We start from the raw sequence: 17772 nt of genomic DNA on the forward strand, positions 1-17772 counted from the left end.
CATTTTGTGAGATCTTAATCACAAATTAAAAAAATAATCATTTTATTTTTATAGAAATGTAATTATTTTATACAGATAAAGAACCACAATCTTGGAGTCATTATGAACTATCGTCTTAACAATAACAATATAGATGTCCTATTTCGTACAACACCTTATGCTGAACTTAGCTATTTCGGTAAACGATTACAAAATATTCAACTCGAAAAACTGGAAATGTTAACTCCCGCTGTTCCTAACGCTCGTATTGATGTTGACGTACCGTTTACTTTATGCCCTGAAGAAGGTTTAGGTAATTTTAGTACACCAGGACTTGAAGGTCATCGCAATGGTAAAGATTGGTCTCCTGTTTTTATCACCAAAGAAGTTATTCAAACAGAAAATGAAATCACCATTATTAGTGAAGATAATATTGCTAACCTACGTTTCACCAGCCATTTTATATTAGATAACAGCGGTGTATTACAATGCCAAAATAGTTTAATTAATTTAGGCAATGAACCTTATCTGGTCAATCGCTTATCAATCACTCTTCCCATTCCAGAAAGAGCACAAGAATTAATGGCCTTTAGTGGACGTTGGATTAAGGAGTTCTTTCCTCATCGTACCAAAATCGAACATTGTGGTTATTTGCAAGAAAATCGTCGTGGACGTACTTCACATGAGTATTTTCCGGGTATGGTAGTTGGTACCGATGGCTTTAAAGAACAATCCGGTGAAGTATGGGGTGTTCATTTAGGTTGGAGTGGAAATCATCGAATTCAGGTAGCGGTAAAAAGTAATGGTAAACGTTTTATTCAGGCCGAAGCCTTATATATGGCAGGTGAAATTACATTAGGTAAAGACGAGTCAATTTCAACTCCTTGGTTATATGCAACTTATAGTGAGCAAGGCTTGAATGAGATGAGTCAGCACTTCCATGATTTTTTACGTGGCAACATTATTAAATTTAGTCAAAATAAACCACGCCCAGTCCATCTCAATACTTGGGAAGGTATCTTTTTTGATCATAATCCTGACTATATTATACAAATGGCAACTAAGGCTGCACATATGGGGGTTGAACGATTTATTATTGATGATGGCTGGTTTGGTAAACGTGACGATGATTATCAAGGGTTGGGAGATTGGTATTTAGATAAACGAAAATATCCAAACGGCTTAGAACCCGTGATTAAGCATATTAAAGATTTGGGCATGGAATTTGGTATTTGGGTCGAGCCAGAGATGATTAATAAAAATTCCGATCTTTATCGCGCTCACCCAGATTGGTTACTAGAACTGCATGGTTATAATCAACCTGAAGGTCGCCATCAATATTTACTCGATTTACAAAATCCAGCGGTTTTTGAGTATTTGCTTGAAAGATTAACATGGTTGCTTGGAAGCTATGACATTGACTATATCAAATGGGATATGAATCGTGAAATTGTGCAAGCTGGCCACAATGGTAATCCAGCCATTGTTGGACAAACTGAAGCTTTATATCGTTTAATTGATATTTTACAAGAAAAATTCCCTCATGTTGAAATTGAATCTTGCTCTTCCGGTGGAGGACGTATTGATTATGAAATATTAAAACGTACTCAACGTTTCTGGACTTCAGACTCTAACGATGCATTAGATCGGCAGATCATTCAGCGTGGTATGAGTTACTTCTTCCCTCCGGAGGTAATGGGTGCTCACATTGGTGGTGCCTTATGTCATACTACATTCCGCGAATTACATATGAATTTACGTGGTTTGACTGCACTGTTTGGTCATATGGGTGTTGAACTTGATCCTGTTAAAGAATCTGAAAAAGAACAAAAAGCCTTTTCTCATTATATTAATTTACACAAACAATTGCGTTCACTATTACATAGTGGTAATAGTGTTCGTTTGGATGTCGATGATCCTCGCGCGATGCAAAGTTATGGGGTTGTAAGCAAAGATCAAAAAGAAGCTGCGTTTATTATTGCCCAATTAGCATTACCAACTTATGCGTTGAGCGGTAATTTACGTTTAACAGGATTGTTAACGGATAAGCAATATCAAATAGAAATTCTTGATATGCCGGACAATATTGATCCTAAAATCAGTGGTCATGCAATGAAAATATTACCACTATGGATGAAAACTCAAACAACACTTTCTGGCGATTGGTTAATGAATATAGGATTACCATTACCTGTGCTTGATCCTGCAACAGCCATGCTTATCAAGATCACATCCAAATAAATCAAAAAAACACAAAAATCATAAAATTTTTTAACAATAAGGGGAATGAAAGCATTCATTCTCCTTTATAACATATTGAATTTGAAACGATTCAGCTAATAATACAATGATTGGCAAATAAAAATTTTTCCATTATTATAAGGTGTTATCTCATATATTCAGGGTCTAACCGACTGAATTAGCTAAAAGATATAAACAAAAATATTTCAAGTATAGGTTCCCTTCCCTCTTTGCGAACCATTTTTGCTTTAATCGTTGGTAAACTACAATATTTTAAATGGATAAACTTTAAGTAATATAGATATAAATTATTAGTAATAATATCAAATTAAAAAGGAGTTTTATGGCGACAATAAAAGATGTTGCACAATTAGCCAATGTTTCAGTTGCAACAGTATCTCGTGTTATCAATAATGCAAACAATGTTAGCAACAATAAGCGTGAGATTGTAAAAAATGCTATGGAAAAATTAAATTATTATCCAGATGCAAACGCTCGTGCTTTATCTCAGCAAAATTCAAAAACCATTGGTATTGTTGTCGCAGACGTTTCAGATCCTTTTTTTGGTGCAATGGTCAGTGCAGTTGAAAAAGTAGCTTACCGAACCGGACATTTTTTATTGATCGGCAATGGTTATCACGATGAAAATAAAGAATATAATGCTATAACTCAATTAATTGAGCATCGTTGCTCTTCGTTGGTTGTCCATGCCAAAATGCTTTCCGACAGTACTTTAATAAGATTGATGGAGCAAGTTCCTGGAATGGTATTAATTAATCGTGTAATAAAAGGTTTTGAGAAACGCTGCATTGCACTTGATGACCGTTATGGTTCTTACTTAGCTGTTAAACATTTAATACAACATGGTCATACCAACATTGGTTATTTGTGTTCAAACCATGATATATCAGATTCATCCGACCGCTTACAAGGGTATAAAGATGCGCTATTAGAACATGATATTGACATAAACGATAATTTGATTGCTATTTCTTCACCAAATGAAATAGGTGGTGAACAAGCTATGATGTCTCTTTTAGAGCGTAATCAACAAATTACTGCTATTGCTTGCTACAATGACTCTATGGCAGCGGGCGCTATTTCTGTATTATATGATAATGATATAAAAATTCCGTCAGATATTTCGATTATTGGTTTTGATGATTTATTACTTGCTCGGTATTTACATCCGAAACTGACAACCATTCGCTATCCATTGCAAACTATGGCAGAGCAAGCGGCGGAACTCGCATTGCGATTAGCAAAAGAAGAAGTTTTACCTGCCAATTTAATTAATGTTTTTACTCCAACTTTAACTAAGCGATATTCTGTTACCCAAATTAAATGATCGGTATTGGTTTAAAAACTAAATTAAAAAAATGTCGAAAACCCTAAAAATTATGTGTTTCCGACATTTAGCTATTTTTTCAGATAAGATTATTTAAAACCAAACTTCAGTTTGCACGCCAAAGCTAATTTGATTATCCTTACCATTAAAGTCAAATTTACTGATCTCATTTTGCAAAGATTCTATATATGAGACATAGAAACGTATATCAGGTCTTGATGTCAAAATGCTTTCACCAACTTTAAATGAGTGGAAAATAGTTGTTTTAAAACCTTCTTCATTATAGCTTTTGCCTTTAACTTTATTTTTTTGTCTAAAATAACCTAATTCGATGCCACTTTGGTTGTAGTTGTCCCATATATAAGCAGGTCTTATGGCTGATTTGAAACTCGAAAAATCAGTATGGGCCAAATTGAGGTCATAGGAATAAACATCTGTTCCCGTTGTAAGCGCGAGTGCATGGGCGATAATCACTTTATCGGCTAAATAAGCCTCACCTTCAGATACCAATCGGTAAGCTTTTCCTCCTGTATGTGTACCGATGTAATCATTATCAGAATTGGCTGCAAATTCAGGGTTATTAGTATTAATATTAGCTAACTGTGACGCAACAGAATTGGTCGCAGTTTGTAAAGTCCATTGATTAAATCCACCAAAAAAATTATTTTGTCTTAAAACAAAACTTCCTAACCAAGCATTTTTTACACTAACACTGTCCTGAATTTTGGATTTATTGGGGGCAGAATAACGACCATTAATTGCAAGAGTGGCATCTTGCCATAAAGGAATATCTCGATAGCGAAACTCGATTTCATTTAAGTCGACTTCTTCCCGTTTAGTTGCGGTTTGTATCTCAGTATTACCATTATTTGTAACTTCAATTTTTTTAACTTGTTTGACATTAACATCCGCTCGTACCAAAGCTAAATCAAGTTTACCCACGCCAATTCCAAGATCTTCAATACCAATACCACCACCTGCAGGTGTTTTTTGAGTTTTCCAGTCTAACATTTGGATTTCATTATAAGGAAGTGAATGTTTACCTACCCATAAATTTGCATCAGGAAATCCTGGCACAAATCCTTTGGTAGATAAGTAAATATCAGAAAACTGCATAATATTGTCATCTTGAGTATTGAATAAACCAGCTGCTTTATTGGTAGCTACATTACCATCAATCATAACAATGGCATCCACTCTATGACCATCTTCATCATACACTTTTTGTTTAAAGACAAGATCGTACCAACCACCATACTCATTACCAAACCGCCCTAATGCCCCTTCAGCATAATTTTTAGGTTTGCCATTTTGGGAGGTTGACCAGCCACCACGAAAATAACCATTAAATGAAAAACCGATTTCGTCTTTGATGTAATCTTTAAACTCTGACAGAGTAAAAGAGTTTTTAAGTGATTTGGTTTGCGATGTTGGGGCTGCATTATCACTTTGCTTAGTATCGTTAACTATGACAATTTGATTGTCTACTGCCGGTTGTTGTTGAATAACAGACTTGGAATTAATATTGGTTTGAGTGTGATTTTGGGTTTGTTTAGATGCTGGTGTTTGGGTTGAAGTTTTAGCTAAAGCAACACTCTGATTTTTCAGCACCTTTTGTTGATTATTTATTACAATCTGTTGTTGTTGAATATTCTTATTTAATTCTGCTAGCTGTTTATTAGACTCGATCACTTGCTTTTTTAAATCTATAGATTCTTCAGAAAGTACCAATAATTTTTGTTCTAACATCGATATTCTTGCCTCTAACTCTTCTTGAGTAGCAGCAAAAGAGTTTTGTATAGAACACAAGCCAAGTAAAGTAATTAAAACAATTCGTTTAGGTTTGACGTTTAATGCTGCCTTAGTTAAATATTTCATTTTTTCTACTCATTATTTTATATATATTTAAGAATCTCAAAAATTTGAGACAAAAAAAAACCTAAAAAATAGTGATAACTATTCTTTAGGTTTTGCCCATAATCTTACGGTAGCAATCCAATGCTTAATAAATAAGCTTATTTAATATAACTAATAAAATTGATCGTTAACAATATAAATATACATATATGTGACATGTATCACATTAATATTTAATTAATATTAAATTTCCCATTTTTGAAGAAAAACACAAAAATACAAGTGTAATCGATTACATAAAGTGTTAAATTGATCACTTAAATAAAAAAATAAATTATTTATAATAAATTAAAAAATGCTACTTCAAACTAAATAAAAGGAGAAAATAATGAATCCTTGTTTCAGTGAAATCATCAACCGGTCGGATTGGAATAACTTATCTATATTAAGCATTAATCGACTTAATACACATCCCAAATTTAATAGCTGGCGAGATAAACAACAAGCAAAAAATAATGGTGATTCAGACGCAATTTTATCGCTCAATGGTGATTGGTTTTTTAGTTATTTTAATAACCCAAAACAAGTACCAGAATCGTGGTTGGATAAAGAACTCGATAATACCACTATTCCTGTTCCATCAAATTGGCAATTTCATGGCTACGATGCGCCGGTTTATACAAATATTCGTTACCCTTTTCCTTATAATCCTCCTTTTGTTCCTGAAGATAACCCAACGGGTTGTTATTCGAGGTACTTTAATATTGATAAAAAATGGTTAAATAAAGGTGATACTAGAATTATATTTGATGGGGTCAGTGCCGCATTTCATCTTTGGTGCAATGGTAAATGGGTTGGCTATTCACAAGATAGCCGTATTGCAGCTGAATTTGACTTAACTCCTTTTTTAAAGAAAGGTGAAAACCGAATAGCAGTGCTAGTTTTAAAATGGTGCGATGGCAGTTATCTTGAAGATCAAGATATGTGGCGATTAAGCGGCATTTTCCGTGGTGTCTCACTACTTAATAAACCTAAATCACATTTACAAGATATTCAAGTTAAAACAATGCTTGATGCTTGCTATCAAAATGCTACCTTATCCTTGCAAATTGATGTTAAGCATCAAGACGATATTGAGATGCTCAATGTAGACATTGAATTATGGCAAAAAGATAAACTAGTTCTTGAACAATCGCAATCAATTGGAACTTCTGATATTGATGAAAAAGGTGGTTACAATGACCGAGTAGTTTGCCATATTCCAGTGACCAAACCACAATTATGGAGTGCTGAAACGCCAAATCTTTATCGGCTTGTTATCAGCTTGAATCATACTAATACAGGCTTAGTTGAATCTGAAGCTTATAACATTGGTTTCCGAACTGTAGAAATCAAACATGGGCAACTTTGTTTGAATAATAAACCACTAATCATTAAGGGAACGAATCGTCATGAATTTTATCCTGATATGGGATACGCGGTTACCGAACAAGCTATGCTTCATGATATAAAATTAATCAAACAACACAATTTTAATGCTGTGCGTTGTAGCCATTATCCTAATGATCCACGTTGGTATGAGCTTTGTGATGAATATGGCCTTTATGTAGTAGATGAGGCAAATATTGAGTCACATGGGATGTTCCCAATGTCACGTTTGTCTGATGACCCTAACTGGTTGGCTTCATATAGTGAACGAGTAACTCGTATGGTTCAACGCGATCGCAATCACCCATCTATAATCATTTGGTCACTTGGTAATGAATCAGGACATGGTGCAAATCACGATGCGCTTTATAGTTGGATCAAAAGTAATGATCCAACCCGCCCAGTCCAATATGAAGGAGGAGGCGCCAATACAGCTGCAACTGATATTATTTGTCCTATGTATGCACGAGTAGATCAAGATCAACCCCATCCAAATGTTCCTAAATGGTCTATAAAAAAATGGATTTCTATGCCCGATGAAAAACGCCCGCTTATTTTATGTGAATATGCCCACGCTATGGGTAACAGTTTAGGTACTTTTTATAAATATTGGCAGGCTTTTCGGCAATATCCTAGATTACAAGGTGGTTTTATTTGGGAATGGGCAGATCATGGTATTCGTTGCCATAATCAATCAGGTGAAAGTTATTGGGCTTATGGCGGTGATTTTGGTGAAGCCTATCACGATAGACAATTTTGTTTAGATGGTTTAGTTTTTCCTGACCGCAAACCACATCCAAGTATAATTGAAGCCAAAAAAGTGCAACAGCCATTTCAATTCAAACTTGTCAGCCAAAAACCGATTATTATTGAAGTAACTAGTGAGTATTTATTCCGTACTACAGACAATGAAATACTATATTGGGAACTGCTGCTTGATGGTAAAAATCAACAAAATGGTAAACTTAAACTTAATATTAAGCCTAACGATACAATTGAACTAAAAATTACTGACGACATAGGTAATAATATTAATGGAGAAAACTTACACCTATCGCTTAAAGTCATTCAAAACAGAGCCACCACATGGTCTCCAGCAAAGCATATTGTGGCTTGGGAACAATTCAAATTAATTAATAGTTTTATTCCGCAATTGGCATTAAGCAAAAATAAAAAATTACTAAAATTAACTGAAAATGACAATGAATTTATTGTCAATTGGAAAAATCAAAGTTGGCAAATTAATAAAAAATCAGGACAGCTGAGCCAATGGGTTAAAAATAAGAAACCATTGTTAGCCAGCGCACTGACTGATCAGTTTATTCGAGCACCAATTGATAACGATATTGGTATCAGTAGTGGTTTTGATTGCAATCCTTTTGCATGGGTTGAACGGTGGAAAGCTGCTGGCTATTTCGATTTGAGCCATCAGTGTTTAGGAATTAAAGCATCACAAACAGATGATTATATAATTATTGAAGCGCTTCATGCTTATAGTGTGAAAAAACGCAAAGTCATTCAAAGTAAATGGTTACATCAATTTGATCAGGATGGAAACTTGACGATAACAGTAGAAGTCGATATTGCGAATGATATGCCTGCACCGGCCCGTATTGGTTTGACGTATCAATTGAAAGAGATACCAAAACAGATAAACTGGCTTGGATTAGGACCACATGAAAACTATCCTGATCGAAAAACCTCTGCAATTTTTGGTGATTGGTCATTACCATTTGCCGAACTTTATACGCCTTATATTTATCCTTGTGAAAATGGCTTACGTTGTGATGTCAAACAATTAATTCTTAATGATATGATAATTACAGGTCATCAATTTAAATTTAATATTAATCAATATGGTACTAAACAGTTGATGGAAAAAACACATCGTCATTTATTAGTGCCTCAAACATGCGCCTACGTCAGTATAGATGCTTATCATATGGGCATTGGTGGTGATGATTCTTGGACACCAAATGTACATCCAGAATTTTTATTAACGGATAAACATTATCACTATCAATTGATTTTTAAATGCTAACAAACAGAAATTATTTGACTAAAATAAGGCACGATTTAATCGTGCCTGAATGTTAGTTAATTAAAGAGTTAATGCCTAATGGCCTTCAAATAATTGATCGAGTTTTTCTATAAATTCTTGCTGAGGTCGATGATAAAAAATACCCTGTTCAGGCATACCCCGTAAAAAGAGATAATATACCCCACCAAAATGGGTCTGATATTGATAATTGGATATCCTGCTTCTCAAAAATCGATGTAATGCCAAACTATAAAGTTGATATTGTAGATCATAACGATGTTCTATCATCACTTTTTTCAGTGCATTTTGCCCATAATGATCAATATTATCACCTAACCAATTTGACTTATAATCGACCACATAATATTTACCTTCAAATTCAAAGACTAAATCAATAAATCCTTTCAACATACCTTGCACAGAATCAAAGGATAATTCAGAACGTGATTGAGATAAATCATCATATTTCTTGCACAAAGAATCTAATTGCTGACAAGTTACAGATTGGCGTATAGGTAAATAAAATTGTAACTCGTTAATACATCTACCCATTAATATGTTTGATAATATTAATCCTGACTGACCCAATTCAGTCGCCAATACTTGTCTCATCCAATTGGCAACAATACTATTCCAATTAGAATCAAGATTGAGTTTTTTCACCATCTCAGTACATAATTCATCAATGTTATCGGATGAAATATGTTCCATAATACTGTGCATTAAAGTACCAACATATGCCCCTTTAGGGAAATGGTGAATGTCATATTGCAATTCAACAAGTTCTTCACTAGTGGATTTAAATTGCGGCTCATCCCAATCATTAATGATATCAAGATTATAGTTCAATAAGGCATTTTGATGTTGCTGTAATTCAGTATAACTGGTTACTCGCCAACAGTTTGAGAGCTTGCGTGTAAAAACATTAGCTGATAGTGTTGGAACCGATAACATAGGAGTAACATAGCGTTCACCATAAATTGGCAATTCGACATCAATTAAGTTTGCCATATTACCAATAGCCCTTAAGTCATTTTTCAAAAGATGATTAATAGCTGACTGACTTTTTTTCAAAGAAGCAAGACCGATGCTACAATGATATACCGAGCGCGTCATAGCGACATACAATAAACGTAAATCCTCAGCAAGACGTTCATCTTCTATTTGTTGCTTAATTTCATCCGTCAATAACCATGCATAAGTTAACTTATAGTCATTATCTTTATCATGATAAAATTGACTGTCAGATGATCGATATAATGAGATAAAAGGCAACCAAACAATAGGAAACTCTAGCCCTTTTGATTTATGAATTGTAATAATTTTAACTAAGTTTTCATCACTCTCAAGACGTTGCTCGTGATTTTCTAAATTAAGATCTGGACTGACTATTTGTTTAGTCAACCAACGAACTAAAGCATGAGGACTGTCTAATTCATCTGCAGCTTCTTGAAGCAATTCTCCTAAATGCATTATATTCGTTAAAGTTCGTTCACCATCTTGACGTGCTAAGATATTTTCAGCTAAATGACGTCGTTTCATCATTCGGCGTAACATGACTAAAACGCCATAATGTAGCCAAATAGCTTGGTATTGCTTAAATTCTTCAACCAAACTTTCCCACTTATCTTGGTCATCTGTAATTTGCTCAAGTTCAGTCATTGTTTGACCGAACAGTGATGTCATTAAGGCTAAGCGCAGTGTTGATTCGTTTTCGGGCATTAACACTGCTTGCAATAGGTTAAGTACATCTTTTGCGTCCGTTGATGAAAAAACACTACTATGATTTGATAAGTAAACACTTTTAACGCCCAACGATGCTAATTTTTGTCTGATGATTTCAGCTTCACGTCCTGTACGTACTAAAACAGCAATATCTGCCGTCATTACCGGACGTTGTTTTTCCTCATTATCCACTAGTATTGAAGAACTCGACAATAAAGTCACAATCTGCTTCGCACAACAACTTGCCATATATTCTTGATAATCAGCATTTGTTGAAATTTCCTGTGGTAATAGATAAGCCGTTAATGCGGAGACTTCTTCATTATTTAATAACAATGCTTTTTTTTGATTTCTTTCTGCCACCTGCATTGGTAAAAAAGGAATCTCATCAAACACAAATGGGTTATCATGATTAGCAAATAGCTGATTAACCGCATTCACCATTGTTGCAGAAGAACGATGATTTACATCCATCGTATAATGATTTTCATCCGTCGATCGTTTAGCTTCCAAATAAGTAAAGATATCAGCACCACGAAAACTATATATAGCTTGCTTTGGGTCACCAATAAATAACAATCCACGATCGGACTGCTGGCTATCATAAATTCGATTAAATATTTGATATTGTAATGGATCGGTATCTTGGAATTCATCAATTAAGGCAACACAATATTGTGACGCAATACTTTTCGCCAGTCGTTTGCCATTTTTTACAAACAGAGCTCGATTAAGTTGCCAAATAAGATCATCAAAACTTATAGCGCCATTTTTTAGTTTTTCCTTATAGATCCCTTTTTGAATGATACCAACAATATCCATTAAGATTTGACTACGTAAATTAAGGGGTTGTTGATAAAGTGACTCGATTTTTTCGAAAATAGAGTGACAAGGAGCACTTTTTACATCTTTGGTTTTTTCGTTTAATACTGATTGACGAAACTTTTCAAGTTCATTAGGTAATTCAAACGTTTGTGTTGCTTTGTTTGCCCATGTCGATACTTTATTTAACCAATTGGGTAAATTCCGGCTACTATAAGATTGTTTACTCACACCAGATTGAGTAATAATTTCGCTCAAATCAGCAACAGCAATCAACCAATCTTGTTTAATCTCTTCTATTTTTTTATGATTTTTTTCATAAAAAGCTTCAATCGTTGCTCTGATATCTGGATTTGATTTATCATCATCCTCGACACCTAATCCCAAATAAGGGTTAATATCTCTCAATAATGTGGCAGGATCTTTCCAAGTATCAATAATAAGATAAGCAAGCGATTTATCTAATGGCGTGAAATAATGACGCCAAAAGTATTGTACTACACGTAATTGCAATTGATATTCATCGGCTACTAACTTTTGTTCGAATAATACTCCAGATTCAAATGCATGGCTGGTTAATATTCGTTGGCAAAAACTATGAATAGTATAGATCGCCGCTTCATCCATTGCCTGTTGGGCATCAGTAAGCTTTTGCACTGCTGACTGGCGATCATCAATTAAATCAATTAATTTTTGATAAATAGGATCTTGATGATGCCCTTGGATTAAACCAAGTCTTAATTCTTGTATATTTTGACGAATACGTGAGCGTAATTCTTGCGTCGCGGCTTTAGTAAAAGTTACAACAAGAATTTGGCTAACATCAAGAGGCTTTGGATAACTATTTTGCCCAATACCAAGTAATAGCCTTAAATAGATAAAGGCGAGTGAATAAGTTTTACCCGTTCCTGCCGATGCTTCAATTAAACTTCTACCGGTTAAAGGTAAATCAAAAAGGTTAAGTTTTTTTACTACGCTTGATGAAACCATTCAAGCTTTCCAGAAGCATCTAATGATAGCTCCACACAAGCAATTGCAGCAGTTGGAAACATAGGTGGCGAAACATGCGGACAAAGTTCATTAACAAGATATCCCACTAATGGTAGATGTGAGACAACAATTACATTATTAACACCATTGGTTACTAGCATCGTTAATGTATCAGCTATATAAGATGCACTACCGCCTGGAACTAAGAATTTATCGGTTGTCACTTTTGCAACACTGACCTGTGATGATAATTCTGTTAACGTCTGTTGTGCTCGTAAATAGGGGCTGACTAAACCTAAATCAAAATGGAAATTTTGCTCTTTAAGCCAAATTCCAGCTTGTTTTGCTTGTTCAATACCATAATCAGTCAAGGTTCGACTTGCATCGGATGAAGCAGAAAATCCTGCTTCACCATGTCTCATAATACAAACTTTCATCAATCTTTTATTAGCGTAATTTTAATTGGAAGATCATGCATTCTGCACCGCAGCAAAAAGTAAATGTTGCAGATAATTTAAAACCATCATTAACTTTTTCTATATTACTATTAATTTCACAAGGTTCCGTTTCAACTGTTTTGGCAGCTTGTGTCAATGATGCTAATTTAGCTTGGGCTTCTGATTCTGTTGCAAAGACATGCTCATACTCAGCGCTGCAATCTTCATTGTCAATAATAGTACCAACATCTACACAACAACACGCTGGGGTTTCATTCGCTTTACATTTGTTTAAAGAATCTGTCATGCTATACCTCTATTTACCGATTAATTTTCCATATAGTATACTCTTAATCATAACTAAGGGCAAAATGTAAAAAGCTTTATCATAACTCAAACTTTTGGGGTATATTAGAACCTTATTTCTATTTTTCTCAATCAATTAAATAATATAATGCAGCAAAATAATCACGTCCGAAAAATGGCGATTTTAGTTGCCGCAACGTTCTTCATGGAAAATCTGGACGCGACGGTAATCACCACTGCAATACCTGCAATGGCAAAATCATTTTTAACTAATCCACAAGATTTATCTATTGGTATTAGCGCTTATATGTTAGCGCTTACAATTGGTTTACCTGCAAGTGGCTGGATAGCAAATCGTTTTACAGCGTATCGGACTTTCTCCATTTCGATTGTATTATTCATGTTAGCGTCAATATTGTGTGCTTTATCGACCAGTCTGACCATGTTTACCATCGCAAGGTTAATTCAAGGATTAGGTGGATCTTTAATGGTACCAGTAGGCAGAACTGTTGTATTAAGTCGAACCGAAAAACAGCATCTGGTTAGCACAATTTCGATTCTAGTTTGGCCCGGCTTAATTGCGCCATTGATGGGACCAATTATTGGTGGATTCTTTGCTCAATATCTCACTTGGCATTGGATATTTATTCTTAATATTCCCTTAGGTTTTATCGCTCTGTTTTTCGCTCATCGACTGTTACCCAAAGAGCAACCTGAAAAGCGTACATTTGATAGTGTGGGCTTTATCGCTTGTGGTTTAGGCTTATTACTGTTTGTTTATGGGCTAGAAATGGTTTCTCATTCAAATCATAGCCTCTGGCTGGGTCTTGCCATTTCTTTTGTCGGTAGTTTAGTATTAATCTTTGCCTATTATCATCTTACGCATACGCAGTGCCCATTAATCAGCCTGTACGCGTTTTCAAAACGCACATTTAGAATGACCTTTTTTGGCGGTTCATTAATACGAATTGGTTTAAACAGTGCACCATTTATCTTACCTCTTATGTTTCAAGTCGGCTTTGGATGGTCGCCATTAACCGCTGGTTCGTTACTACTTTCACTATTTGCAGGCAATATTATCCTTAAAACCGTTAATACTCCATTAATACACAAGTTTGGATTCCGTAAAATTCTTATCGTTAATGGTTTGTTACTGTCATTTAGTTTTGTATTATGTGCTCTTTTCACACCAGAAACACCAATCATATGGATTATATTGGTTCTATTCTTTTCAGGTGGTGCGCGTTCTATCCAATTTACCACAATCACAACACTTAGTTTTTCAGAAATTGATAAAAACGAAATACAAAGCGCCAACATCTTATCAACCATTTTTCAACAATTAAATAACGTACTGGGTATTGTTTTAAGTGCGTTATTTCTATTTATTGCTTCCAGCTATAATGGGCATAGCCAAACGGGTTTAATGGTTGAAGATTTTCAATTAGCGCTGTTTATGGTGGCAGGAATGACTTTACTGGCGATGATTGACTTCATTACTTTACCTAAAAATGCAGGCAACAATCTAAAAGAAAAACAATAAAAAAAACCTCTACCATAAAGATAGAGGTTTGCAACAATCAAAACTAAAAAGTATTAACACTAAAATGTATTAAAACTTAGGCGCTGCTGGACGACCACGTTTTTTAGGTGAACTTTTGTTATCACCAGCATCAGATTTAGTACTTTTACGACTACGCTTAGTTTCCGAAGTATTACCACTAACTAAGCTCATTTTCATCGGTTGGTTAAGTACTCTTACCTTTTCAAAATGTTTTAAGATATCTTTTGGCATACCTTTTGGTAACTCAACAGTTGAGTAAGTTTCATAGAGCTTAATATTACCAATGTAGCGACTACTGATATCTGCTTCATTTGCAATTGCACCAACAATATGACGTACTTCAACACCGTTTTCTTTACCCACTTCAATACGGTACATATCCATTTCACCAACATCACGGCGTTCTCGACGTTTTGGCGTTTCACGATTATCACCACGTAAACGGCGCTCTCCTCCACGATTATCGCGATCGCGCATTTCACGAGACGGCTTAAATACCGGGTCTGGTGGTAAAATTAATGGACGTTCACCTTGAGCTAATTTTAATAACGCTGTAGCAATCGTTTCAAGATCAGCACCACTATCAGCTTGTATTTGCGCTAACAAGGTTTGATATTGTGGTAAATCACTACTTTCAAGTTGTTTTTGAACTTGTTCAGTAAACTTCGCTAAGCGACGCGCTTCAAGCAGATCTTTTGATGGTAAGCCCACTTCTGGAATAGTTTTCTTAATTGTTTGCTCAATATTTTTAAGTAAACGACGTTCGCGGCTATCAACAAATAAAATTGCACGACCGGCACGACCTGCTCGCCCTGTTCGTCCGATACGGTGAACATAAGATTCTGAATCTAAGGTGATATCATAGTTGATAACTAAGCTGATACGCTCAACATCTAAACCACGAGCTGCAACGTCGGTTGCAATTAAAATATCTAAACGACCATTACGTAATCGATCTAATGTTTGTTCACGTAATTGTTGTGTCATATCACCGTTTAAAGCAGCACAGCTGTAACCATGTTTTTCGAGCACTTCTGCAACATCTAAAGTCGCTGATTTTGTACGAACAAAAATAATTGCCGCATCAAAATCTTCAGCTTCTAAAAAGCGAACAATCGCTTCATTTTTTCGCATACCACGAACAAGCCAATAGCTCTGTTCAATATCTGGTGCAGTTTGGTTAGTGCCTTTGATTTGTACTTCTTTAGGATTATGCATAAATCGTTTAGTAATACGACGAATTGGCGCAGGCATTGTCGCTGAAAATAGTGCTGTTTGATGATCTTCAGGAATTGTCGCCATGATGCTTTCAACATCATCAATAAAGCCCATTCTTAGCATTTCATCAGCTTCATCTAGCACTAATCCTTTAAGATTAGAAAGATCTAACGTTTTACGATTTAAATGATCAAGTAAACGTCCTGGTGTACCGACCACAATTTGAGGTCCTTGCTTTAATGCTCTCAATTGAACGTCATAACGTTGACCACCATATAATGCTAATACTTTTATTCCTTTCATATATTTTGAATATTCTGTGCAAGCATCAGCAACTTGAATCGCAAGTTCACGCGTTGGCGCTAAAACTAAAAGTTGTGGTGCTTTTAGGTTTGCATCAATATTCATTAAAAAAGGAATTGAAAATGCAGCGGTTTTACCACTACCTGTTTGTGCCATACCCAATACATCGTTACCTGCTAATAATAGAGGAATACATTCAGATTGGATTGGTGATGGTTTGCTAAAACCAAGATCATTTAATGCGTTAAGGATATCCTCAGATAAACCAAGGTCAATAAAAGAAATTTCTTTTGTCATGTAAACTCGCTTAAAAATTTTGAATATACAAACTTACTTTTGGTTAACCAAATTAAGCATTTTGATCAACGAATGACAGTAATCGTTAAATTATTACTGTTTCAAACAAAGAAAGTTTATATAAATTTATGCCAGCTCACTAAATTGAAAATTTACAACTCACCCCAATAACTAACTGCCGATATTGACTCAACTACAATCCAATGTATATAAAATAAATAAATTTAAAGTTAAATGATATTTATTTAAAAGATGATAAAACTAACTGTATTATCAAATGTTGAGAATATATTTTTTGGCAAATCAGAACTACGCTATAACAATATTTTCACTTTTAAACTGGCATGACCCATGTTACTTTTCATTTTCTTCAAGTAACTTCATTTCATAGAGCGCCTGTTGATGTTCAACAAAGTTATAAATATTATTAGCTAAAGCATATTTAAATAACATTTTAGCACGCTCGTTATTACCTTTACTTTGATAATATTTACCTAAATAAAAGTAGGCTTCGCAAAGACGTTCGGCTAACTGCCGGTTACTTTCAACGCCTTGTTGAAGATTTTGCATTAACTTAGATTCATTAATCTTACCTAAATAAAATGCAATAATATCGCTACTATAAATCGTTTTATCATTTATTAGATCATAACGTTTTTGTAGCTTATTTTGTGCAGCTTCATTATCTATCTCTCTGTCAATCAAATAAAGCCATAAAATTCTGATCGGTTCATTCACATCAAATTGATAGAATTGATATGCATCGCGTTCTGCTGATTGATAATGGCCAGTACGGTATAAAGTAATGGCACGATTTAAATAAGCATAAACATATGTTGGATCAAGTTCAATTGTCGTATTAAAGGACATTAAGGCATTGTCAAAATCCCCTTCACGTAAAGCATAAGTTCCCATGAAATTATAAATGTCTGGAATTTCAGGATTGAATTCCATCAAATAACTAAAATCACTTTGTGCAAATGCTTTAAAGCCTAGTGAATCGTAGACAACGCCACGTTGAAATATAAGCTGTATCCGCGTTACTGCCTCAATATCTTTTTGAGATAACTGTTGACTAATCTGTGCAATTTTCAATTCATCATCATACGAAACTTGCTCAGGAACAGCAAGTAAAGGCTGAGAATTAGAACAACCTGACATAAGAATAATCGCTAATGAAAAGCTTAGAATTCTCATCAGGTTGAACTGTCTCATC

10 protein-coding genes are annotated in these 17772 nt (G+C 34.8%); 4 read left to right on the plus strand and 6 right to left on the minus strand.

The window, feature by feature from the left end; all coding sequences use genetic code 11:
• Nucleotides 1-102 precede the first annotated feature (102 nt).
• Nucleotides 103-2220, plus strand: coding sequence for an alpha-galactosidase (locus AC5LW9_RS11350; RefSeq protein WP_493455919.1), 2118 nt, complete (start codon nt 103-105; stop codon nt 2218-2220).
• Between the two features lie 343 nt (nt 2221-2563).
• The gene (locus AC5LW9_RS11355) at nt 2564-3568 is read left to right on the plus strand and encodes a substrate-binding domain-containing protein (RefSeq protein WP_198235734.1); all 1005 of its coding nucleotides are present in this window, start codon (nt 2564-2566) and stop codon (nt 3566-3568) included.
• Between the two features lie 93 nt (nt 3569-3661).
• On the opposite strand, the gene AC5LW9_RS11360 is transcribed toward AC5LW9_RS11355, so the two are convergent.
• Complete coding sequence (locus AC5LW9_RS11360; RefSeq protein ID WP_493455920.1) at nt 3662-5446, minus strand: carbohydrate porin; 1785 nt, start codon at nt 5444-5446, stop codon at nt 3662-3664.
• Between the two features lie 367 nt (nt 5447-5813).
• Here AC5LW9_RS11360 and AC5LW9_RS11365 point away from each other — a divergent pair, with 367 nt between their 5' ends.
• On the plus strand, nt 5814-8894 hold the full coding sequence (locus tag AC5LW9_RS11365) for a beta-galactosidase (protein WP_198235732.1): 3081 nt from the start codon (nt 5814-5816) through the stop codon (nt 8892-8894).
• 75 nt (nt 8895-8969) lie between these two features.
• On the opposite strand, the gene recB is transcribed toward AC5LW9_RS11365, so the two are convergent.
• The 3 genes from recB to AC5LW9_RS11380 are packed head-to-tail and all read right to left on the minus strand — an operon-like array spanning nt 8970 to nt 13175.
• The gene (gene recB, locus AC5LW9_RS11370) at nt 8970-12431 is read right to left on the minus strand and encodes an exodeoxyribonuclease V subunit beta (RefSeq protein WP_493455921.1); all 3462 of its coding nucleotides are present in this window, start codon (nt 12429-12431) and stop codon (nt 8970-8972) included.
• Entirely contained in the window at nt 12413-12853 is a 441-nt protein-coding gene (sixA, locus tag AC5LW9_RS11375; protein ID WP_198227058.1) for a phosphohistidine phosphatase SixA, read from the minus strand. The genes recB and sixA overlap by 19 nt, the downstream gene beginning before the upstream one ends.
• Before the next feature lie 25 nt (nt 12854-12878).
• On the minus strand, nt 12879-13175 hold the full coding sequence (locus AC5LW9_RS11380) for a YfcZ/YiiS family protein (protein WP_086326658.1): 297 nt from the start codon (nt 13173-13175) through the stop codon (nt 12879-12881).
• Between the two features lie 174 nt (nt 13176-13349).
• Between AC5LW9_RS11380 and AC5LW9_RS11385 the strand changes: the two genes are divergently transcribed.
• On the plus strand, nt 13350-14717 hold the full coding sequence (locus tag AC5LW9_RS11385) for an MFS transporter (RefSeq protein ID WP_493455922.1): 1368 nt from the start codon (nt 13350-13352) through the stop codon (nt 14715-14717).
• A 69-nt stretch (nt 14718-14786) separates the two neighbouring features.
• On the opposite strand, the gene AC5LW9_RS11390 is transcribed toward AC5LW9_RS11385, so the two are convergent.
• Together AC5LW9_RS11390 and nlpI are read right to left on the minus strand one after the other, a co-directional pair.
• Nucleotides 14787-16556, minus strand: coding sequence for a DEAD/DEAH family ATP-dependent RNA helicase (locus AC5LW9_RS11390; RefSeq protein ID WP_493455923.1), 1770 nt, complete (start codon nt 16554-16556; stop codon nt 14787-14789).
• A gap of 354 nt (nt 16557-16910) precedes the next feature.
• The gene (gene nlpI, locus AC5LW9_RS11395) at nt 16911-17771 is read right to left on the minus strand and encodes a lipoprotein NlpI (RefSeq protein WP_493455924.1); all 861 of its coding nucleotides are present in this window, start codon (nt 17769-17771) and stop codon (nt 16911-16913) included.
• Nucleotide 17772 lies beyond the last annotated feature (1 nt).

This window comes from Gilliamella sp. LMG 34360, assembly GCF_984568995.1.